Source organism: Pseudomonas sp. GT1P32 (assembly GCF_054897805.1).
On sequence record NZ_CM142704.1, the window covers coordinates 6071770 to 6092737 of the forward strand.

Annotated in this window: 18 protein-coding genes; 11 read left to right on the top strand and 7 right to left on the bottom strand. The window is 61.2% G+C overall.

Features of this window, described 5'->3' with window-relative positions:
• Nucleotides 1–65: 65 nt before the first annotated feature.
• The 3 genes from ACYZUC_RS27835 to ACYZUC_RS27845 are packed head-to-tail and all read right to left on the bottom strand — an operon-like array spanning nucleotide 66 to nucleotide 5020.
• The gene (locus ACYZUC_RS27835; protein WP_461991753.1) at nucleotides 66–1967 is read right to left on the bottom strand and encodes an ATP-binding protein; all 1902 of its coding nucleotides are present in this window, start codon (nucleotides 1965–1967) and stop codon (nucleotides 66–68) included.
• Nucleotides 1964–2896 carry an ABC transporter substrate-binding protein gene (locus tag ACYZUC_RS27840; RefSeq protein WP_461991755.1) on the bottom strand — a complete coding sequence of 311 codons (933 nt, stop codon included), beginning with the start codon at nucleotides 2894–2896 and terminating at the stop codon, nucleotides 1964–1966. The genes ACYZUC_RS27835 and ACYZUC_RS27840 overlap by 4 nt, the downstream gene beginning before the upstream one ends.
• Nucleotides 2897–5020 (bottom strand): TonB-dependent receptor plug domain-containing protein, encoded by a 2124-nt coding sequence (locus tag ACYZUC_RS27845; protein WP_461991757.1) that lies wholly within the window; start codon nucleotides 5018–5020, stop codon nucleotides 2897–2899.
• 196 nt (nucleotides 5021–5216) lie between these two features.
• On the opposite strand from ACYZUC_RS27845, the gene ACYZUC_RS27850 reads away from it, so the two are divergent.
• The 5 genes from ACYZUC_RS27850 to ACYZUC_RS27870 all read left to right on the top strand — a co-directional run bounded on the left by ACYZUC_RS27850 (nucleotide 5217) and on the right by ACYZUC_RS27870 (nucleotide 9426).
• Nucleotides 5217–6242 (top strand): NAD(P)H-dependent glycerol-3-phosphate dehydrogenase, encoded by a 1026-nt coding sequence (locus tag ACYZUC_RS27850; protein ID WP_192227932.1) that lies wholly within the window; start codon nucleotides 5217–5219, stop codon nucleotides 6240–6242.
• Nucleotides 6243–6275: 33 nt separating this feature from the next.
• Complete coding sequence (locus ACYZUC_RS27855; RefSeq protein WP_461991759.1) at nucleotides 6276–6623, top strand: DUF4389 domain-containing protein; 348 nt, start codon at nucleotides 6276–6278, stop codon at nucleotides 6621–6623.
• On the top strand, nucleotides 6620–7072 hold the full coding sequence (gene sixA / locus ACYZUC_RS27860; RefSeq protein WP_461991761.1) for a phosphohistidine phosphatase SixA: 453 nt from the start codon (nucleotides 6620–6622) through the stop codon (nucleotides 7070–7072). The genes ACYZUC_RS27855 and sixA overlap by 4 nt, the downstream gene beginning before the upstream one ends.
• 210 nt (nucleotides 7073–7282) lie before the next feature.
• Entirely contained in the window at nucleotides 7283–8950 is a 1668-nt protein-coding gene (locus tag ACYZUC_RS27865; RefSeq protein ID WP_461991762.1) for an AMP-binding protein, read from the top strand.
• Between the two features lie 32 nt (nucleotides 8951–8982).
• On the top strand, nucleotides 8983–9426 hold the full coding sequence (locus tag ACYZUC_RS27870) for a hotdog fold thioesterase (RefSeq protein WP_207286460.1): 444 nt from the start codon (nucleotides 8983–8985) through the stop codon (nucleotides 9424–9426).
• Between the two features lie 30 nt (nucleotides 9427–9456).
• Here ACYZUC_RS27870 and ACYZUC_RS27875 read toward each other — a convergent pair whose 3' ends face one another.
• Complete coding sequence (locus tag ACYZUC_RS27875) at nucleotides 9457–12423, bottom strand: RHS repeat-associated core domain-containing protein (RefSeq protein WP_461991764.1); 2967 nt, start codon at nucleotides 12421–12423, stop codon at nucleotides 9457–9459.
• Between the two features lie 206 nt (nucleotides 12424–12629).
• Here ACYZUC_RS27875 and ACYZUC_RS27880 point away from each other — a divergent pair, with 206 nt between their 5' ends.
• The 5 genes from ACYZUC_RS27880 to ACYZUC_RS27900 all read left to right on the top strand — a co-directional run bounded on the left by ACYZUC_RS27880 (nucleotide 12630) and on the right by ACYZUC_RS27900 (nucleotide 16940).
• A complete protein-coding gene (locus tag ACYZUC_RS27880; protein WP_461991766.1) occupies nucleotides 12630–13436 on the top strand; it encodes an alpha/beta fold hydrolase in 807 nt (268 codons plus the stop codon).
• Entirely contained in the window at nucleotides 13433–14287 is an 855-nt protein-coding gene (locus tag ACYZUC_RS27885) for an alpha/beta hydrolase (RefSeq protein ID WP_461991768.1), read from the top strand. Before ACYZUC_RS27880 ends, ACYZUC_RS27885 begins: the two co-directional genes overlap by 4 nt.
• 50 nt (nucleotides 14288–14337) lie before the next feature.
• The gene (locus ACYZUC_RS27890; protein WP_008029301.1) at nucleotides 14338–14997 is read left to right on the top strand and encodes a glutathione S-transferase family protein; all 660 of its coding nucleotides are present in this window, start codon (nucleotides 14338–14340) and stop codon (nucleotides 14995–14997) included.
• Between the two features lie 8 nt (nucleotides 14998–15005).
• On the top strand, nucleotides 15006–15812 hold the full coding sequence (locus ACYZUC_RS27895; protein WP_461991770.1) for a DUF4892 domain-containing protein: 807 nt from the start codon (nucleotides 15006–15008) through the stop codon (nucleotides 15810–15812).
• A gap of 72 nt (nucleotides 15813–15884) precedes the next feature.
• A complete protein-coding gene (locus tag ACYZUC_RS27900; RefSeq protein ID WP_461991772.1) occupies nucleotides 15885–16940 on the top strand; it encodes an AI-2E family transporter in 1056 nt (351 codons plus the stop codon).
• 105 nt (nucleotides 16941–17045) lie between these two features.
• Here ACYZUC_RS27900 and xopAW read toward each other — a convergent pair whose 3' ends face one another.
• The 3 genes from xopAW to ACYZUC_RS27915 all read right to left on the bottom strand — a co-directional run bounded on the left by xopAW (nucleotide 17046) and on the right by ACYZUC_RS27915 (nucleotide 19931).
• Nucleotides 17046–17894, bottom strand: coding sequence for a XopAW family type III secretion system calcium-binding effector (xopAW, locus tag ACYZUC_RS27905; RefSeq protein WP_461991774.1), 849 nt, complete (start codon nucleotides 17892–17894; stop codon nucleotides 17046–17048).
• Nucleotides 17895–18123: 229 nt separating this feature from the next.
• The gene (locus ACYZUC_RS27910; protein WP_461991776.1) at nucleotides 18124–19173 is read right to left on the bottom strand and encodes a sensor histidine kinase; all 1050 of its coding nucleotides are present in this window, start codon (nucleotides 19171–19173) and stop codon (nucleotides 18124–18126) included.
• A complete protein-coding gene (locus ACYZUC_RS27915; RefSeq protein WP_008029291.1) occupies nucleotides 19173–19931 on the bottom strand; it encodes a response regulator in 759 nt (252 codons plus the stop codon). Before ACYZUC_RS27915 ends, ACYZUC_RS27910 begins: the two co-directional genes overlap by 1 nt.
• A gap of 293 nt (nucleotides 19932–20224) precedes the next feature.
• Here ACYZUC_RS27915 and pyrF point away from each other — a divergent pair, with 293 nt between their 5' ends.
• Nucleotides 20225–20923 (top strand): orotidine-5'-phosphate decarboxylase, encoded by a 699-nt coding sequence (pyrF, locus tag ACYZUC_RS27920; protein ID WP_167362965.1) that lies wholly within the window; start codon nucleotides 20225–20227, stop codon nucleotides 20921–20923.
• Nucleotides 20924–20968 lie beyond the last annotated feature (45 nt).

Sequence of the window (20968 nt, forward strand, 5' to 3'; positions counted from 1 at the left end):
TCGGGTGCCTAAGACTGCCGCACTTTCGCCTTTCACGCCAGTCGCAGATGGTCGAAAGGCCTGCACTACTGCACCCATCGCTGCAGAATCTGCTGCAGATCAGTGCGTTTGAAGGGCTTGGCCAGGTAATCGTTCATTCCCGCCGATAAACAGGCTTCGCGGTCGCCCTGCAAGGCGTTGGCGGTCAGCGCGATGATCGGCAGGTCAGTGCAGCCGGGCAATTGGCGGATCTGGCGGGTGGCCTCGTAGCCGTCGATGATCGGCAGTCGGCAGTCCATCAGAATCGCTTCGAAAATCAGACTTTCGGCACTTCGCACCGCTTGAGCGCCATCGGTGGCGACGCTGACAGTAAAGCCCAGACTGCGCAACATTGCTTCGATAACGGTCTGGTTGACCGGGTTGTCCTCGACCAACAGCACATTGCGCCCCTCACCATCGCCGCTGCCGGTCGGTGTACGCGGTGTCAGTACCGGCAGCTTCTGTTTATACAGCGCCAGCGGGATTTCCAGGGTGAACACCGAGCCTCGACCTTCCTCGCTCTGGGCGCGCAAGGTTCCGCCCATGCGTTCTGCCAGGGTGCGGGCAATCGGCAGCCCCAGCCCGGTGCCGCCGTAACGCCTTGAAATAGAACTGTCGGCCTGCTGGAACGCGTTGAACATCAATTCCAGGCTTTCGGCCGAGATACCAATCCCGCTGTCGCGCACGGTGCAGGTGAACCACAACAACTCGTGATCCAGCGACTGCCACTGCGGCTCGATGCTGACGCGTCCCTTTTCGGTGAACTTCAGCGCATTGCCCACGAGGTTCACCAGGATTTGCCGGATCCGCGTCGGGTCGCCCTGCACCTGCAATTCACGCATGTCCTCGGGAATCAGCAACGCGAGGTCGAGCCCGCGTTGCACCGCGCTGTGCGAGAACGACTGGGCGCAACTGCCGATCAGGTCCGCGAGGTTGAACGGGATGTGCTCCAGTTCCAGCTCCGAACGTTCAATGCGCGAGAAGTCGAGAATGTCGTTGATGACTTTGAGCAAGTGTTCGGTGGACTCCGAGGCCAGCGCCGCGTACTCGACCTGCTCCGCGGTCATATCGGTGGTTTCCAGCAGCTGCAACATGCCGAGCACGCCATTCATCGGTGTGCGCAATTCATGGCTCATCATCGCCAGGAAGTCCGATTTGGCGTTGTTGGCTTTTTCCGCCTCTTCGCGCGTCTGGATCAACTGCGCCATGGCCTGATGCTGTTCGCGGCTGGCCTGTTCCAGACCGCTGGCGAGGTTGTTGATGTGCTGCGACAGCGCGCCAAGTTCGGTGTCGTCGACAATCGGCAATGGCGTTTTGTAGTCGCCGCTCTGGATCGCCTTGACCGCATTGCCGATGTCGCGAATCGGCTGCGACAGGCTGCCAGCCAGGCGCCGGGCAATCAGGAAAGTGAACAGCAAGGCGAACAGCGCGAGGACACCGGCCTTGAAGAGGATTTCCTGTTGGCGCTTGCTGAAGGCGTCATTCGACAGACCGACGATCACCCGCCCCAGATAATCCTCGGCGGGGGCGGCGCCAGTGACTTTGCCGCCCTGGAAGAAATCATTGTGCAGTGCGATGCGCTGCAAGCGCACCGGCGCCTGGAACACTTCGACCTGTTGCGATCGGGTGTAGGTTTCCGAGGGGTGCTCGACGTACACCAGAATCCGGTTGGCGCTGTCCTGGACTTCCAGAAAGCGCACATTGGGCGTGGCCAGGGTGGCCTTGAGCAAACTTTCAAGCACCTCGTTGTTGCCGGAAATTACCCCGTACTCGGCGGCCGGCGCCAGTTGGTTGGCGATCAGTTGACCGGTGTGATTGAGCTCCTGACGCAGGTCCTGGATCCGCACGAAGGTGAAGAAACTGATCAGCAACAAAGTCAGCAGCAGGGCAGGGCCGAGGCTGATGATCTGGGTTCGCGTGTTGATGTCCCAACGACGACGGAAAGTCATGGGCGGCTTTCTCCTTCGGCCAGCTGTGTTGCGACCAACGCTTCATTAATCTGTTCAATGCCTAACGAACGAGCCACTTGTGGGTTACTCAATACTTTGAAGCGATTGGCGTAGTGCGTGCGCGGCCACGTGGCCGGTGGCCGGTCGAGCAGATTGTCGAGAATCGCCAGCCAGTCGCTCTGGTCGCTGTAGGTGCTGGTCAGGCTTCCGGCCTTGACGAACCCGGCGTTGGGGCCGATCAGTGCGGTTTGCCGTGTGTAGCTGCTGAGCAGCAGGTTTTTCGCGGTTTTGGGGTTGTACAGGTCGGGATCGTCGAGGCCCAGCAGCACGTCACTGTTTTTCAGCAGCGTCTGCAACGGTCGGCTGTCATGGGTATTGTCCCAGCGCTCGGTGACGATTTCGAAACCCAGGGGCTTGGCGATCTCTCGCAGTTCGCCCAGGAGAAACTCGCTGTGACTGTCGTAAAGCACCCCGACCCGTTTGACCTGAGGCAAAAGGATTCGAGTCAGGCGTAATTGCCGATCCAGCGGTGGATCGCTCCACAACAGGCTCAAATGCGCCGGCACAGTTGCCCCCAGGCGTTGACGGGCTTGCAGGCGGCTGATGCGCAGCACCAGCGTCGCCGGGCCTCGGGCGTCTTGCAGGCGCCAGTCGAGGCTCGGCAGATCCAGCAGGATCAACCGGGTGCCGGCGGGCAACTTGTCCGGTGTCGGCAGACTGGCCAGTGGCTGAAAGCGAACGTTGTCAGCCGGGCGCAGGTCGCTCAGGGCCTTGGCGAAAGACTGCATGCCAGCGCTGTCATCGGCGCCGGCCAACAGAATCTCGGCAGCGTTGACCGAAAGGCTACCCAGCCACCCGGCAAACACCAGGCACAACCCGGCCAGCAGGCGGCCAGGGTTTGGCATCATCCGTGATAGAGAGCGCAACATTTAGAACGCCAGCTCCGCGCTGAAGTAGAGCACTCGCCGCTCGTCATAGCGGTTGTCGATGAACGTCGTGGGTTGATTGTCCAGGCGCTGTTGAAGCACGCCGGCCAGTTCCAGGCTGGCCTTGCCCAGGCCAACGCGCTTGGCGATGCGCGTGTCGACCCGCTCAAAGCGATAGCCGTTGAGCGCGTCGTCACCATAGTAGAAGAGCGCGCTGTTCCAGCCGTGGCCCCAATCGCGCAGCCAACCGGCGGAGCCGCTGTTGCGCGCGGTCTGTTGCGCATCCAGCGGGTTGCTCGCCTCGGCATCGACGTAGGCGTAGGTCAGGCGCAAGCGATCGGCACTGCTCAGGCGCCAGTCGAGCTGGGTTTCCGTACCGGTGAAGCGCGAGTGGTTGGCGTTGCTGGCGATGTACTGATTGTTGCGTAGCGGTTCGCTGATCATGCCGGTGATTTCGTCGTGAAACACCTTCACGTCCACCGCCAGTCCCCACTCGGCGAAGTACCCGTTGTAGCCCAGTTCCCGCGAGCGCATGTGTTCCTGGTCGAGATTGCCGGGGCCGCGGGTCTTGACGAAGTAGCGGGCGCTGCTCTGGCCGAAGGCAGCGGGTTGCAGGTTGGTCACCCGGTAACTCCAGTTGACGTTGTTCTCGAACATGTCCGGCGAGCGGATGGCTTCCGAATACACCGCACGCAAGCCGTGGCGCGGATTGATCAGATAGTTGACCGCCACGCGCGGTGTCAGCGAGCTGCCGATCAATTGCGTGTCTTCGAACATTGCACCGCCCTGTAACAGCCAGTGTTCGCTGGCGCGCCATTCGAGCTGGCCGAACGCGCGCCATGTCGTGTCGTCGAGCGTGCCATTGAAGTAGGTCTCGGAATCTGCCCGGTCGTAACGATAGTTCAGGCCGCTGACCAGTCGCAGACTGTCGGACAGGCTGAGGGTGTCTTGCAGTTCGAGGTCGTAGCGCGTCTCGCGGGTGCTCTGGTCGATGTCGCCGCACAAGGTTTGGCGGGCGCCGTTGCGCCACTGGTCCAGCACTTTACTGGCCAAGGCTTGTTCCGCCGGCGTGCCGGACGGTGCGCCGGGGCCGACGTAGCGCTCAATGTTGCGCGCCAGGCGCTCGGTGTAATTCGGATTGAGCTGCCAGAGCTCGGTCAGTTCAGGGCTGAATGAAACCTCGGCGTCGCAGGCGCGCCAGGTCTGCTGACGATCCCAGTGCTGGGCCGAGCCCTGGATATAAAGGCTGTGATCAGGATTTACATCGAGGTTCCAGCGCAGGGAGCCGGCATAGTCCTTGGCCACAACGTCGGAATTGTTCCCGGCGGCGGTAATCCCCGAAAACACCGGGCGGTAGGTATAAGGCCGCTGGTTGCTCCCGTCCTTGGCATTCAATTGCCAATCGAGGCTTTGCTGTTCGTTGAGCGTCTGGCTGACGGCGAGGTTGAAGCGGTTCAAGCGGCGGCTGTCGCGGTAATCGGCGCCGCGGCGGTCCGAGTCAAAGCCGTCGTCTTGCTGGCCGGACAGCGACAGGCGCATGTCGCCACCGTCCCAACCCACGCCCTGACTGGCGTAAAAGTCATCGATGCCGCGCTGGCCACGGGTGACTTTGACCCGCGTGCCATGGCTGTCGGCCGGGTTGCGGGTAATGATGTTGACCACCGCCATCAACGCATTGGCGCCATAGCTGACCGTGTTCGGGCCGCGGAAAACCTCGATGCGCTCGATGTCTTCCATGGCCACCGGAATGTCGCTCCAGTCGACCGTGGCCAGGCCGGCGCGGTACACCGAGCGCCCGTCGATCAGCACCTGCATGCGCCGCGCTTCGCTGGCGTTGGTGCCGTGATAGTTCACCGCCGCCTGATTGCCGCTGATGTTGCCGACCATCATCCCCGGCACCAGTCGCAGCAATTCACTGATGTCACGGGCGCCACTGGCGTTGATCAGTTCGCTGTCGATCACCGTCATGCTCCCCGGAACCGCCGCCGGCGACTGTTTGAGACGCGTAGCCGTCAGCACTTGCGGCAGCGGCTCGTTGTCGAGAAACAGGTCGTCGGCCAGCAATGGCGGGCTGAATATCAGCGCCAGGACCAGCGGCGAGCGAGGTGCAGCGGGGCCAAACGACACAACACATCCTTGATAGCGATTAATTGGCGCGCATGTTAACCGAGCGGGTCGACTTTTTCAGTCACGATACCGGCATTTTCCTCGGTTTTATCCGTCTTCTTTCTACAAGTGTCGGTAATTGACGCGGGGGCTGGCCGCCACTGGGCCGCTCCGTATAATGCCGACATCGCCACTGGTATGGATTAACGGATTGCATATGACTGAACAGCGCCCAATTGCGGTCCTGGGAGGCGGAAGTTTTGGTACCGCCGTGGCTAATCTGCTGGCCGAGAACGGGCATCAGGTCCGGCAGTGGATGCGTGACCCCGAGCAGGCCGAGGCCATTCGGGTCAATCGCGAGAATCCGCGTTACCTCAAGGGCATCAAGATTCTGCCGGGAGTGGAAGCGGTCACCGACCTGCAAGCCACGCTGGACGCCTGCGATCTGTGTTTTGTCGCGCTGCCTTCCAGCGCGCTGCGCGCGGTGCTGGTTCCACACGCCGAACGCTTGAGCGGCAAGTTGCTGGTGAGCCTGACCAAAGGCATCGAAGCCCACACCTTTAAACTGATGAGCGAGATCCTCGAAGAAATCGCCCCGCAAGCGCGCATCGGCGTGCTGTCCGGACCGAACCTGGCCCGTGAAATCGCCGAGCACGCGCTGACCGCCACGGTCGTCGCCAGCGAAGACGAAGAACTCTGCCAACGGGTTCAGGAAGCGCTGCACGGGCGCACCTTTCGCGTGTACGCCAGTGCCGACCGCTTCGGCGTGGAGTTGGGCGGGGCGCTGAAAAACGTCTACGCGATCATCGCCGGCATGGCGGTGGCGCTGGGCATGGGCGAAAACACCAAGAGCATGCTGATCACCCGGGCGCTGGCGGAAATGACCCGCTTCGCGGTGAATCAGGGCGCCAACCCGATGACGTTCCTGGGACTGGCCGGGGTGGGGGACTTGATCGTCACCTGCTCGTCGCCGAAAAGCCGTAACTACCAGGTCGGCTTCGCCCTCGGTCAGGGCTTGAGCCTGGAAGACGCGGTGACACGCCTGGGCGAAGTGGCCGAAGGCGTGAACACCCTGAAAGTGCTCAAGGCCAAGGCTCAGGAGGTGGGCGTGTATATGCCGCTGGTCGCCGGGCTGCACGCGATCCTGTTCGAAGGGCGCACGCTGAATCAGGTCATTGAACTGCTGATGCGCGGCGAACCGAAAACCGACGTCGACTTTATTTCCACCAGTGGTTTTAACTGATCACGCTCCTCATAAGGAGCAGGAGAGCGAGACATGAACGATCCGAAAACAGAAGCCCGATACGAATCCATCCTGCTGCGGGTGTTGTGGATGATCGTCTTCCTGCTGGTCTGGCAGGTGGCGCAGTTCATCCTCGGCGCCGTGGTGCTGGTGCAACTGGTCTATCGTTTGATCTATGGCGCCCCGAGCGCCAGCCTGATGAATTTCGGCGACAGCCTGAGCCAGTTCCTGGCGCAGATCGGTCGTTTCGGCACGTTTCACAGCGACCAGAAACCCTGGCCGTTCGCCGACTGGCCGACGCCGCGTACACCGGAAGGTGAAGCGCCACACGTCGTGGCGCCTGCGCCTCATCCGGCCCGAGATGAGGAACCCAAGCTATGAAACTCTGGGTATTGCGTCATGGGGAAGCCGAGCCTTACGGCTCGCGTCCGGACTCCGAACGGGCATTGACTACCCACGGTCGTGAAGAAGTGCTGCGCAGTGCTGCGCGGCTGATGGGGCAGCCCGTCACCGCGATCTATGCCAGCCCTTACCTGCGAGCGCAGGAAACTGCGCAACTGGTCCGTGAAGCTCTGGGCTTCGAGCCGGAAATTCGTACAGTCGAATGGCTGACCCCGGAAACCGACCCGGACAAAGTGGCCGAGCAGTTGGTGTCGGTGAGTGACGTCCTTTTGGTCAGTCATAACCCGCTGGTGGGTAACTTGCTGAGCTACCTGCAACATGGCGCCGGCTATCCACCGGAAAAAGTCAGCACCGCCGGCCTGGCCGAACTTGAGCATAGCGAGTTGTTGATTGGGTCGATGACGCTCAACAGCCTCAAACACCCATAACGCTTTTTGCTGCTTTTGTTTTTGTAGGAGCGTGGCTTGCCCGCGAAGCTTTTAGCGGTGTCACGGGCCCCTTCGCGGGCAAATCGGACCGCCGCACCGCTCGCTCCTACGGTTCGATGTTGGCCCTTATTTTTTGTAATGAAATAGTCAACCAAGCAACCGCTTGGTTGACTACGCTTGCTCCAGACCAAAAATAAAGGAGCGAGTCGCATGTCTGCTGCTTTTCGTTTGCCGCTGGACGTCTTCTACGAGCGCGAATCCCGTCATCCCCGCCAACGCTTTCTGGTCCAGCCCACGGGTGGCGGCCAGGTCGAGACCCTGACCTGGGAAGACGTCGGCCATCAGGCTCGCTGCGCCGCGCACTGGCTGCGCGCCCGTGAACTGCCGCAAGGCAGCCACATCGCCCTGATCTCGAAAAACTGCGCCCACTGGATCATCGCCGACCTGGCGATCTGGATGGCCGGGCATGTGTCGGTGCCGTTGTACCCGAACCTCACTGCCGAATCCGTCGCGCAAGTACTTCAACACTCCGAAGCGGCGCTGGCGTTCATCGGCAAACTCGACGACTGGCCCGGCATGTCCCGCGGGGTCAATCCCGACTTGCCGACCATCAGCCTGCCGTTGCACCCGCCGGGTACCTTCGATTTCAGCTGGGCCGACCTGCAAGCCTGCTCACCGATCCAGGACGACCCCAAACCTGCCGCTGACCAACTGGCGACCATCATTTACACCTCCGGCACCACCGGCATGCCCAAAGGCGTTATGCACAGCTTCAGCAATCTGGGGTTCGCCACCACCCGTGGCACGCAGTTATTCGGCCTCAATGAGTCGGATCGGTTGCTGTCTTACCTGCCGCTGTGCCACGTCGCCGAACGCATGTTCGTCGAACTGGCGTCGATCTACACCGGGCAAACCGTGTTCTTTGCCGAGAACCTCGACACCTTCCTGACTGATTTGCAGCGGGCGCGCCCGACTGCGCTGTTCGGCGTGCCGCGCATCTGGACCAAATTCCAGATGGGCGTGTACAGCAAGATCCCGGCAAAACGCCTCGACTTTTTGCTCGGGCTGCCCTTCATCGGCAAACGGGTAGGGCACAAAGTGCTCGCCGGGCTGGGGCTGGACGCCCTGCGCGTCGCGTTGTCCGGCGCCGCGCCCGTGCCGCAGACGTTGTTGCTGTGGTACCGCAAACTCGGGCTGGACGTGCTGGAGGTCTACGGCATGACCGAAAGCTGCGGTTATTCCCACATCGGCCGGCCCGGCGACAACAAACCGGGCTGGATCGGCAAGCCTTGCCCCGACGTTGAAGTGCGGATCGCCGAATCGGGCGAGGTCATGGTGCGCAGTGGCGCAACCATGCTCGGCTATTTCAAGGAACCGGAAAAAACCGCCGACACCATCACCGAGGACGGCTTCCTGCGCACCGGTGACAAGGGCGAACAGGACGCCGAAGGCAACCTGCGCCTGACCGGCCGCCTGAAGGAAATCTTCAAGACCAGCAAAGGCAAGTACGTGGCACCGGCACCGATCGAAAATCGTTTGGCGGTGCATTCACGCATCGAGCAAGTGTGCGTGGTTGGCGATGGCTTGAGCGCGCCGCTGGGATTGTGCGTGCTTTCGGCAGTGGGGCAGCAGGACGCCGGCGGAACCGCGCGTGCAGGCCTGCATTCAAGCCTGGAAAAACTTCTCGATGAGGTCAACGGCGCCCTCGACAAACATGAGCGCCTGCGCCGGCTCGTTGTCGTCAAAGACAGCTGGGCCGTGGAAAACGGCTTCCTGACGCCAACCCTGAAGATCAAGCGCAACGTGATCGAAGCGGCTTACGGCCCCCGGTTCGAAGAATGGAGCGAGCATAGCGAAGCGGTGCTGTGGCAGGATTGAGCCACGAATAAAACCAACAAAGGATGTGTGCAATGAGTTTGTGGCGTACCACTCCCAACATCGAGCAGTTGAACGCGATCCAGAAAAACACCATCGGCGAAGTGCTGGATATCCGCTTCGAAGCCTTCGACGAAGAGTCGCTGACGGCGAGCATGGTCATCGATCATCGCACTCACCAGCCGTATGGTTTGCTGCACGGTGGTGCCTCGGTGGTGTTGGCCGAAACCGTCGGCTCCATGGCCAGTTACCTGTGCATCGATGCCAGCAAGTTTTACTGCGTGGGCCTTGAGATCAACGCTAACCATTTGCGGGGGCTGCGCAGCGGACGGGTGACGGCGGTGGCCAAACCGATTCACATCGGGCGCACGACCCATGTCTGGGACATTCGGTTGACCAGCGATGAGGGCAAGGCCAGTTGTGTGTCGCGGTTGACCATGGCGGTGGTGCCGTTGGGGGAGAGCCCGCCGGCCCGATAATCCTTTCGAACCGAGGCTCGACTGACGGCTTCAGACGTTATGAACGCTATGGCGCCGGACGACAGAACGGCTGCTGAATCTAGGCGCCGTTGACTGGACGTCTGGACTAATGCGAGCTGCGATCTGCGGATTAAATACACTGTATCCCTCTAGAGCGGCTGGCATGATCAGAGCTCGATAGTCAGCGAGCCCGATGAAGGCGCCGGCGATGGCTCCACTTAGCATGTTCACCGAATCCCCGCGTTCGGAGCCACTCAGGCCGGTGATGCTGGCCGTCGCAGCTTCAACCGCGGTATTCACGCCGTAAATGAACAGGCTGGAGGTAATCCTGCCGGTCGCCCCTAAGGCTGTATCGAGGAGCGGTGGACTCTGAATCGGCGAAGTACCGGCTGTATAGTTTGTTTCTGGATGATTTCCCCGCAGCCACGTGCCGACAACGCCATCCGCCCCCTCAATCAAAGGACCTAGCCAACTGCGAATGGACTCTGGGACAAATCGACCGAACGCGCCATTGAGTGCGTTAGTTACCGCATAGGCCGAGACTGTTCGATGAAAGGTCGGCGCCCGATCCCCCAGGCTGACATTGCCCCAGGAAAAGTTTGCTCCATGCCCCCTGAGTACCTGTTGTAAGAGTTCTCGAGTGATAGCGCCTGCAGCTGCGCCTATTCGGTTGATGGCTGTCTGGTTCAGTTCTACCTCTGACTCGTCCGTTGAATCACTGTCATGACTCAACGCGGCCGGTAAAGCGCCTATCAAAACGCCGCCGATGGCACCGAATACCATTGCGTTACGATGAAACCGTGCAGCCAAACCACCACCGACAATCCCGACGGCAATCCCATCAAGCAGGCCGGCGGTTGCCTCCAGGGCAGTGTTGGTAGCACGACTGGCTGGCAAGGTGTTCAACGCCGCAATGGTCGACATTTGCACCAGGCCGGACATACCTCGGGAAACGAAATCACGCACAAAGGCTGATGAAGACGCATCGCGCAGGTTTCTGGTTTGTACCGTGTGGTCATCTATCAGTCCGGCGATATCTACATGCCCCACCGGATTTGCGTGAACCATCGCATACAGATTCAATCCGTCCGCGGTCCCCGCTGGATCCGCACTCAGCCACCGCTGACACCAAGGCATGTAGTAGCGAAACCCGTAGTAATACAAACCCGTGGCATCCCGTTCCTGCCCTGAATAACGAATGGTTTTGTAACTGGCTTCCAGCTTGCAGCGCCCCGCCCACCAGCAGGTTCCGCCGTACGGGTAGTAGCTTTCCCACGTGATCAATCGCGCAGCTTCATCCAGCTCGACGGTGCTGGACTTCAGATGATCGGTGAAGCTGTAGCGATGCTGGTCCTGGGGAATGCCTGACGCTGGTTTTTTCTCCCAATGAAGTACCTGCACCTTGCCGCGCCCGGCCTCCACCGTGATGACATGAAGGATTTCGTCAGCGGACGAGCGAATTTCCACACCCGGCAGGTAGCGGGTTTCGTGGGTGCGGGTCAACGTGCCGGTGTAGGCCTGACGGATCTTTCGCAGGCGTTGGCCGCTGCCGTCGTAGAGGTAAATCTCGGTGTCGTGGGGCTTGTCCTCGCGCACCACTCGATCGACCTGGCGCAATTGATTGCGCAGATTCCACAGCAAGTCTTGTCCCGGTTGGAGGGTCATGCGGTTGCCGTTCAGGTCGTAACCGGCGGCAATGTCGTTGTCGTCGGGTAACTCGTCATTGGTCTTTTGAGGCAGGCTGCGATTGCTGGAAGCGGCGATGGCGGTACGTTCGGTGCGGCTGGCACTGTCGGCCTGATGCTGCATGACCTGCAGGTTGCCGGCGGTATCGTAGGTATAAATACGCGTGTAATTTTCCAGTTGCCCGGGATCGGGCGCAGATTGGAACACCGGCAACTGCGGCCCGCCACAGGCGTTGCGAAGCTGTCGGCCGGTGGCGGCTATCAGTCGGTAGAGGCTGTCATAACGGTAGTGGTGGGTGTGTTCGATTCGCTGATTGCGGTGATAGCGAGTCGGGTCGGCAGTGTCGGTCAGGCCCGTGATGTTGCCTGTGGCGTCGTACTCGTAAGTCAGGTCCTGGATCGCAGGTTGATCTGGCACGTAAGCCTTCAGATGTTCCAGTCGCCCGTCTTCAGGGCGAAAAGTCGCACACGAAATAACGCCATTCCCTGCACGTTGCCGCTCGATCTGGCCGAAAGCGTTGTGCTGGATGTCACTGACCAGGGTTTTTTCCTCGGTCTGCCCGGCCAGTGTCAGGCGAACTTCTTTCAGCTCGGCTGCACGGGTCTGAATGTACGCTTGAGTATTACCTTTTGCGTCGGTCTGCCTGATAGGGTCGCCCACGGCGTTGCAGTGAAGGAGAGTGATCGCTGGATCATCCTCCAGAAAACCATCGCGTTCGCTCTCCGTCGCTGGCCAATCCACGGACCAGTGCGGATCTTCGACAAAAGTACGGCTGTGTTGCAGCGGTGTGCCGCCAATGCCGAACGAGAGGTAGCGCAAAGTGCCTGCGGTGTCGTCCTGGCGAATCAGTTGGCCACACCGGTTAAGGCTTTCATCGGCGCTGGCAGCAGCGTAGGCAAACCTTGCGATACAGCGTTGCGCTTCACCGTGGGCGTTCTCGAATGAAGCGATCGGCCGGCGCTGCCCGTCGTAGTGCAGGCGGCTATGGGTGAGCTTCTGATCCCATCCTTCGACGCCTTGTCCGTCCTCGCCGAGCAAGCCCAGGCGCCAACCGGCATCACTGTTTTCGGACAACAACAGGGCGCCCGACAGGCTGAACACGCTGATTTGATTGGCAGCGCTCTGGCCTGCCTGATGTAAAAGAAACAACCGTGGATCGCGGCTCAGCACGGCACGCCCGGCAACATCGTGGACCTGCTGGGTGATGCAGCTTTCGGCTGCAGAATTGTCGCGGCGGTGATACGCCACGGCACGCACACCCAGTCCGCGGGAGTCGATCACTGCAATAGCGGGCGTGTTGGCGTGGGTCATGACAGGCATTGCCTGAGGCTTGGCGACAGTGCTCTTATCCGCGTCATGAAGATTGACTGTCAACTGTCATAAATAACAGGTCCGACCCACCGTGCCGCTCATAGCCACGGCACGACTGTCATCATTCCTGGCAGTTACGGTCATTGCGGTTCCCGGTGGGCTTGCGGACAATCGGGTTCTGTTTTTCGTTTGATGGAACGACCGGTATGTCGCAGCAGATATTTTTCGCCCACGCCAATGGGTTCCCCTCCGGGACCTACGGCAAGTTGTTCGCGGCGCTGGCGCCCGAGTATCAGGTGACGCATCTGGAGCAGCATGCCCATGACCCGCGTTTCCCGGCGGATGACAATTGGCACAACCTGGTCGACGAGCTGATTCATCACCTCAAGCAACAGGCGGAACCGGTGTGGGGCGTCGGCCATTCCTTCGGCGGCGTGCTGCACCTGCATGCGGCATTGCGTTGTCCCGAGCTGTATCGCGGCGTGGTGATGCTCGATTCGCCGGTGCTGACCCGCGCCGATCAATGGGTGATCCGCGCGGCCAAGCGTTTCGGTTTTATCGACCGCCTGACCCCGGCCGGTCGCACATTGGGGCGGCGCGAAGAGTTCGCCGATATCGAGAGTGCGCGCCGTTATTTCGCCGGTAAAACGCTGTTTCGCGGTTTCGACCCTGAATGTTTCGACGCTTACCTGCAACACGGCCTGCATCAGGTCGGCGATAAACTGCGTCTGCGTTTCGACCCCGCCACAGAAATCAGCATCTACCGGGGCGTGCCCCACACCAGTCCCGGTCGCGCACGGCAACTGAAAGTGCCACTGGCGGTGGTGCGTGGGCACAAAAGCCGCGTGGTGATGCGCCATCACGCCAATTCTGTCGGGCGCATGCCGTTGGGCGAATCCCTGACCATGCCCGGCGGCCACATGTTTCCCCTCGAACGTCCCCAGGACACCGCCATGCTGCTGAAAAACCTGTTCAGCCGCTGGGACGCTCGTCATCAGCAGGATTGCGCATGAACCATGCCGTCGAGGAAGTTCGCCTGAGCCTGCCGCACATCGAGCTGGCGGCACACCTGTTCGGTCCCGAAGACGGTTTGCCGGTGATTGCATTGCACGGCTGGCTGGATAACGCCAACAGCTTTGCCCGGTTGGCGCCGAAGCTCAAAGGGCTGCGCATCATCGCGCTGGACATGGCCGGTCACGGTCATTCCGGGCATCGCCCGACGGGTGCCGGCTACGCGATGTGGGACTACGCCCATGACGTGCTGCAAGTCGCCGAACAGCTGGGCTTGAAGCGTTTTGCGCTGATGGGGCACTCCATGGGGGCGATCGCTTCGTTGATCATCGCCGGGTCGATGCCCGAGCGGGTTACGCACCTGGCGTTGATCGACGGCATCATTCCCCCTACAGACAAAGGCGAAAATGCTGCCGAGCGCATGGGCATGGCCCTGCAAGCGCAACTGGACCTGCGGGAGAAAAGCAAACCGGTCTACAACACCCTGGATCGCGCCATCGAAGCGCGTATGAAAGGCCTGGTGGCGGTCAGTCGCGAGGCCGCCGAATTGCTGGCGCAACGCGGCTTGATGCCAGTGCCGGGCGGTTACACCTGGCGCACCGATAGCCGTCTGACGCTGCCATCGCCGTTGCGTCTGACCACCGAACAAGCCATGGCTTTCGTCCAGCGTGTCAGTTGTCCTGCGCTGCTGGTCGTCGCGGCCGACGGCATGCTCGCCAAACATCCCGAGTTGCTGGAGCGTCTACCCTTTAGCCGTGAACAGCTGCCTGGCGGTCATCATTTGCACCTGAATGACGAATCCGGTGCCGACCTTGTCGCAGACTGTTTCAATCGGTTCTTCGCCGTTCCTTGACTTGCGCCGGGCAACTGTCGAGGCTGGGCGGGTTGAAATGGGAGACAACCATGATAGATCTCTACACCGCTGCGACCCCGAATGGCCACAAGGTCTCTATCGTGCTCGAGGAACTCGGCCTGCCCTACACGGTGCACGCCTTGAGTTTCGACAAAAAGGAACAGAAGTCCGCGGACTTCCTCAAGATCAACCCCAATGGCCGGATCCCGGCGATTGTCGACCGCGCCAACGGCGATTTTGCCGTGTTCGAATCCGGCGCCATCCTGATTTATCTGGCAGAACTGAGCGGCAAACTGCTGCCCAAAGACCCGAAGGGGCGCTCGGTGGTGTTGCAGTGGCTGATGTTCCAGATGGGTGGAATCGGTCCGATGCAGGGCCAGGCCAACGTGTTTTTCCGTTACTTTCCGGAAAAGCTCCAAGGCGCCATCGACCGCTATCAGCATGAAACCCGCCGCCTGTATGAAGTGCTCGACACGCGCCTGCAAGACGTAGAGTTTTTGGCGGACGAGTACAGCATTGCCGACATCGCGACCTATCCGTGGGTCCGTGGTCACGAGTGGTCCGGTGTGGCAGTGGACGGCTTGTCTGCATTGCAACGCTGGATGGCGACGATGGCGGCGCGCCCGGCGGTGCAGCGAGGTTTGCTGGTGCCCGAGCGCATCGACGACGCCAGTGTCGTCAAGGGTGCCCAGGCCATGCTGATCCGATGAGCCTATCCATGCGTTCCATCAGTCTGCTGGCGCTGTGCAGTTTCAGTCCTCTATTGTTTGCCGCCGATGTGCCGGGCAGTCAGGACCTGCCAATCGTGCCGCGCCTGGCCGATTCGCAGATCGTCGACTATCGCCCCTCGGCTGAACTCGAACGGATCTACCCGTTGGGCTCGATCCGCAAGATCAGCGGGCAGTTGCGTTTCGACGGTCAGGTCAGCGCCCGCGGCCAAACCACGTCGGTGACCTACGAGTTGCCTGCGGAGCATTCCTCCACCGAAGCCTTCACGGCGGCTCGCGAAGCCTTGCAGAAGCAGGACGCCCAGTTGCTGTTCTGGTGCCAGGCCCGCGATTGCGGCGAGAGCAGCCTGTGGGCCAATGAGGTCTTCGGCAATGCCAAGCTCTATGGGGCCGACGATCAGCAGGCCTACCTGTTGTTGCGTCTGGCGGCGCCGAGGGACAACACCCTGGTGGCGCTCTACAGCATCACTCGCGGCAATCGCAAAGCCTATTTGCACGTCGAGCAGTTCGACGCCGCAGCACCGCTGGGTGATTTGCTGCCGACTTCCGCCACCTTGCTTCGAGAACTCAAGAGCACCGGCGAGCTCGATTTCCCCAAGCTGACCGGCGACCCTGACGATACCTGGCTGCGCCTGATCTCCCGTGGGCTGAACCTGGACACCACGTTGCGGGTCAGTGTGTCCGGGCCGAAGGCCGAAGCCTGGCGCCAGGCCCTGATCGGCCAGGGTGTGCGTACGGCCAGGATGGAAACCGGCAGCGTCGAAGGCTCTGGCCTGCACATTGAACTGTTGCGATAAGCTGTGGCAGGCGGACGTGCTTGCCGCGTTCGCCTACTCTTATTGGCTGACTGACATTTTTTCGAGACGTGGATGATCAATAACGATCGACTGTTGGTGCAGATCCTGCTGCTGGTGCTCTTTGGTGCGAGCTTCTGGGTGATGGCGCCGTTCTGGTCGGCCATGTTCTGGGGCGCGGTGCTTGCGTTCGCCAGTTGGCCGCTGATGCGCTTGCTGACCCGTTGGCTCAATGGGCGAGAATCCCTGGCGGCGGCATTGCTGACCCTCGGCTGGATGTTGCTGGTGGCGGTGCCGCTGGTGTGGCTGGGTTTCAACCTCGCGGACCATGTGCGTGATGCCACGGCGTTCATCAAGGACGTGCAGATGGATGGCCTGCCCGAGGCGCCGACATGGCTGGGCAGTATTCCTTTGGTAGGCGCACGTCTGGTGGTGATCTGGAACAGCATCGATCAGCAGGGCGCGGCGATGATGGTGTCGCTCAAACCTTATCTGGGGCAGGTCGGCAACTGGTTGCTGGCGCGCAGTGCACAGATTGGCGGCGGCATTCTCGAGCTGACACTCAGCATTGTGTTCGTGTTCTTTTTCTACCGGGACGGGCCGCGTTTGGCGGCGTTTGTCCATGGGCTGCTGCAACGGTTGATCGGTGACCGTGCCGGTTACTACATCGAACTGGTGGCGGGTACGGTGCAACGGGTGGTGAACGGCGTGATCGGGACTGCGGCGGCGCAAGCGGTGCTGGCGCTGATCGGCTTCCTGATTGCCGGGGTGCCTGGCGCGCTGGTGCTGGGCATCGTCACCTTCCTGCTCAGCCTGATTCCCATGGGGCCACCGCTGGTGTGGATTCCGGCCACGGCGTGGCTCGCCTGGAAGGGCGAATACGGGATAGCGGTGTTTCTTGGAATCTGGGGGACATTCATCATCAGCGGGGTCGACAACGTGCTCAAGCCTTACCTGATCAGCCGCGGCGGCAATTTGCCGTTGGTGATCGTGCTGTTGGGCGTGTTTGGCGGGTTGATTGCGTTCGGGTTCATCGGCCTGTTTATCGGGCCGACGTTGCTGGCCGTGGCGTACAGCCTGTTGACCGACTGGAGCAAGAGTCAGGCGCGGGTGGAAGACCGCCGGCCGTGAATGCATGGCCGATCAATTGTAGGAGCCGGCTTGCTGGCGATCCGATCACCACGGTGTTTCAGGTGAAACGCGGTGATGCCATCGCCAGCAAGCCGGCTCCTACAATTAGCTTGTAACGTTCAGGTACTTGCCCACTGTCGCCACCTTGTCGAGCGAGTACTGCTTGCTCAGGTTGGCGATCATTTTGTTCAGCGCTTCCGTCACGTTCGCCTGATCGGTTGTGCTGTTGCTGTTTTTCTCGCGACCGGCTTGCAGCGCGGCTTCCAATTCGTCGCTGCTGACGCCGCCACTGCTGTCGCTGTCCAGCACCTTGAGCAACGCCGCACTGGTGTCGCTGTTGGTGGATGAAGTGCTGCTGGCCTGCAGCGCACTGCTCAATTCGCTGGCGCTGACACTGCCATCGCTGTCCGCGTCGAGTTGGCTGAACAATTCGTCACTGGACACCTGTTGCGGCGGCGGTGGCGGCGGGGCGAGGCTGGCGGCGAGTTCGTCCTTACTGACGACGCCGTCTTCGTTTTTATCCAGCGCCGAAAAAATCTCTGTGCTGTCGGCACTGCTGCCGGCGTTGGTCAGGCCGCTGCTCAGCTCATCGCTGCTGATGGCGCCATCACTGTCGGTGTCCAGTGCGCTGATCAGCGCGTCGGCCAGTTCGGTGTTCGGTGCCTGATCACGCGGTGGCGGTGGCGGTGGTGCCATCGCAGCCATTTCTTCGCTGCTCAGGCTGCCACTGTCGTCACTGTCCAGATCGGCGAAGTTCTTGCTCAGGCTGACCAGCAGACCGTCCTCGGTTTTCTGTGACAGAGCGCTGGTGAGCTCGTCCTGATCCACCGAACCGTCGCTGTTGGTGTCGAGCCTGGCGAGCAGTTCTTTCTGGAATTGCTGGCTGCGAGCATTGCTGGTTGTGGTGCTGCTGGTGCTGGTATAGCTCGTGTAGTTGCTGACGCTACCGATCATTGGGCTCACTCCCTGGAATGGAAAACCGGTGGGTGCACCGGCTTATGCAGCCTCAAGGAGCAAGTTGTCGCAGGTATGTGGGGTTTGTACCGATTGGTACACACAGGTCAGACTCAGACCCTGTGGGAGCGGGCTTGCTCGCGAAAGCGGTGGATCATTCAGCATTGATGTTGACTGACCCACCGCTTTCGCGAGCAAGCCCGCTCCCACAGTGAATTTATGTGGGGATTCAGGTGCGGGGCAACCAGATAACGGCGGTCAAACCGCCACCGGGAGTTTCTTCCAGATTCAATTGACCACCCAATCGTTCAGCCGCCTCACGGGCAATGGTCATGCCCAGACCGACACCGCCGGAGTTGCGATTGCGCGAACCTTCCAGGCGGAAGAACGGTTCAAACACGGCTTCACGTTTATCTGCTGCAATCCCCGGCCCATGGTCGATGACCCGGATCATCAACTGTTCGCGATTATCTTCAAGCACGATCTGCGCCTGCCCGGCATAACGCAGCGCGTTATCCAGCAAGTTGTTAATGCACGAACGCAAAGCCATCGGCTGAACCTGCAACGGTGCGCAATGGCCGCTGGCCTGGACATCGGAGCCCTGGTCCTGGGCGTTTTCACTCAAGGATTCGACCAGCGCCTGCACGTCCATCCACTGCGGTGCCTCACTGGTACGCTGCTCGTGCAGGTAGGTGAGGGTGGCGTCGAGCATGCTGATCATGTCGTCCAGATCCTGGCGCATCTGGCCTTGCAGTTTGTCGTCGTCGATCTGTTCCAGCCGCAGCTTGAGGCGTGACAGCGGCGTGCGCAGGTCGTGGGACACCGCGCCGAGCATCCGCGAGCGCTGCTGCATCTGTTCGATGATGCGTTTTTGCATCAGGTTGAAGGTGTAGGCCGCTTGCCGGGCCTCCCGTGGGCCGGACTCATCCAGCGGCGGGCTGTCGAGGTTCTCGCTCAGGCGCTCGGCGGCGTCGCTCAGGCGCTGGATCGGCCGACTCAACAGTTTGGCGCCGTACCAGGCGGCGATGATCAGCGAAATCAGCTGGAAGGTAAGGGGCACCAGCGGCCCGCCGAACCATGGCCGTGGTGGCCGGTTTTCGAAACGTGGGTCCGGCGGCGGGCGTGGTCCGTCGAAGCCTTGGGCGAACTCGGGCGGGGGCGGTGGCGGCGGTGGGCCGTAATGATGAAACCAGGCAAACGCCAGCAGATGCGCCAGGATGATCGCCACCAGCAGCACGCCAAACAGGCGACCGAACAGCGTATCGAAGCGCGCACGCATCAGCCGATGTCTCGTGCGTCGAACAGATAACCCTCGCCGCGAACGGTCTTGATCAACTGTGGGGCTTTCGGGTCATCCCCGAGTTTCTGTCGCAGACGCGAGACCAGCAGGTCGATGCTGCGATCAAAGGCTTCTATCGAACGACCGCGCGCCGCATCCAGCAATTGTTCACGGCTGAGCACCCGGCGTGGACGTTCGATGAACACCCAGAGCAAGCGAAACTCGGCGTTGGACAGCGGCACCACCAGGCCATCCGCCGCGATCAACTGGCGCAATACGCTGTTCAAGCGCCAGTTGTCGAAGCGAATATTCGCACGCTGTTCGGTGCGGTCGTCGCGCACCCGACGCAGAATGGTCTGAATCCGTGCGACCAGCTCCCGTGGTTCGAACGGTTTGGCCATGTAATCGTCGGCGCCCAGTTCCAGGCCGATGATCCGGTCGGTGGGTTCGCAACGCGCGGTGAGCATCAGGATCGGAATGTCCGATTCGGCGCGCAACCAGCGGCACAGCGACAGACCGTCTTCGCCGGGCAGCATCAGGTCGAGCACCACCACGTCGAAATGCTCCGCTTGCAGCGCCAGGCGCATGGCCGCGCCATCGGTGACGCCGCTGGCGTGGATGTTGAAGCGGGCCAGGTAATCAATCATCAGTTCGCGGATCGGGACGTCATCGTCGACGATCAGGGCGCGAATGCTCCAGCGTTTGTCGTCGCCGGGCGCTTTTTGATCGTCGTTCACAGGTGCGTGGGTGTTGTGCATGCGTGCGTTCATCTGCCAGGTAGGCTGCCAACCACAAAGATAGGCTGCGAGGTTGTGGCTTCAGCATAGGCGTCCGGCCCGGAGGCGGGAAGTGCTGTAAGGACGTGTTGCGGCTGCCGAGGGTAGCGGGGAAGGGTGTTGTGGGCGTGTCGTGAGTGTATCGGTCTCGACACAATCGGCGAAAGGGCTAGGCTTGGCTGAGCGCCGACGACGATTTACCGATCATCGGGTCCCGCAGCCGCGCTGGTTCCGCTACAATGCGCGCCGATTTCGTCCTGCCTGAGAGCCCGCACATGTCCGTCTGCCAGACTCCTATCATCGTCGCCCTGGATTTTCCCACCCGTGACGCCGCACTGAAGCTGGCCGACCAGTTGGACCCGAAACTGTGCCGGGTCAAAGTCGGCAAGGAACTGTTCACCAGCTGCGCGTCGGAAATCGTCGGCACCTTGCGCGACAAGGGTTTCGAAGTGTTCCTGGACCTCAAGTTCCACGACATCCCGAACACCACCGCCATGGCAGTAAAGGCGGCTGCGGAAATGGGCGTGTGGATGGTCAACGTGCACTGCTCCGGTGGTCTGCGCATGATGGCGGCTTGCCGTGAAGTGCTCGATCAGCGTACCGGTCCGAAACCGCTGCTCATTGGCGTAACCGTGCTGACCAGCATGGAGCGTGAAGATCTGGCGGGCATCGGTCTGGACATCGAACCGCAGGAGCAAGTGTTGCGCCTGGCTGCGCTGGCGGAAAAAGCCGGGATGGACGGTCTGGTGTGCTCGGCGCTGGAAGCCCAGGCCCTGAAGTCGGCTCACCCGTCGTTGCAACTGGTGACCCCGGGGATTCGTCCGGCGGGCAGCGCCCAGGACGATCAGCGCCGCATTCTGACGCCGCGTCAGGCACTGGATGCCGGTTCCGATTACCTGGTGATCGGCCGCCCGATCAGCCAGGCGGCGGATCCAGCCAAGGCGTTGGCTGACGTCGTAGCCGAAATCGCTTAAGCGGCGCCTGCTAAAACCATTCGCGGGCAAGTCGGATCGCCGCAC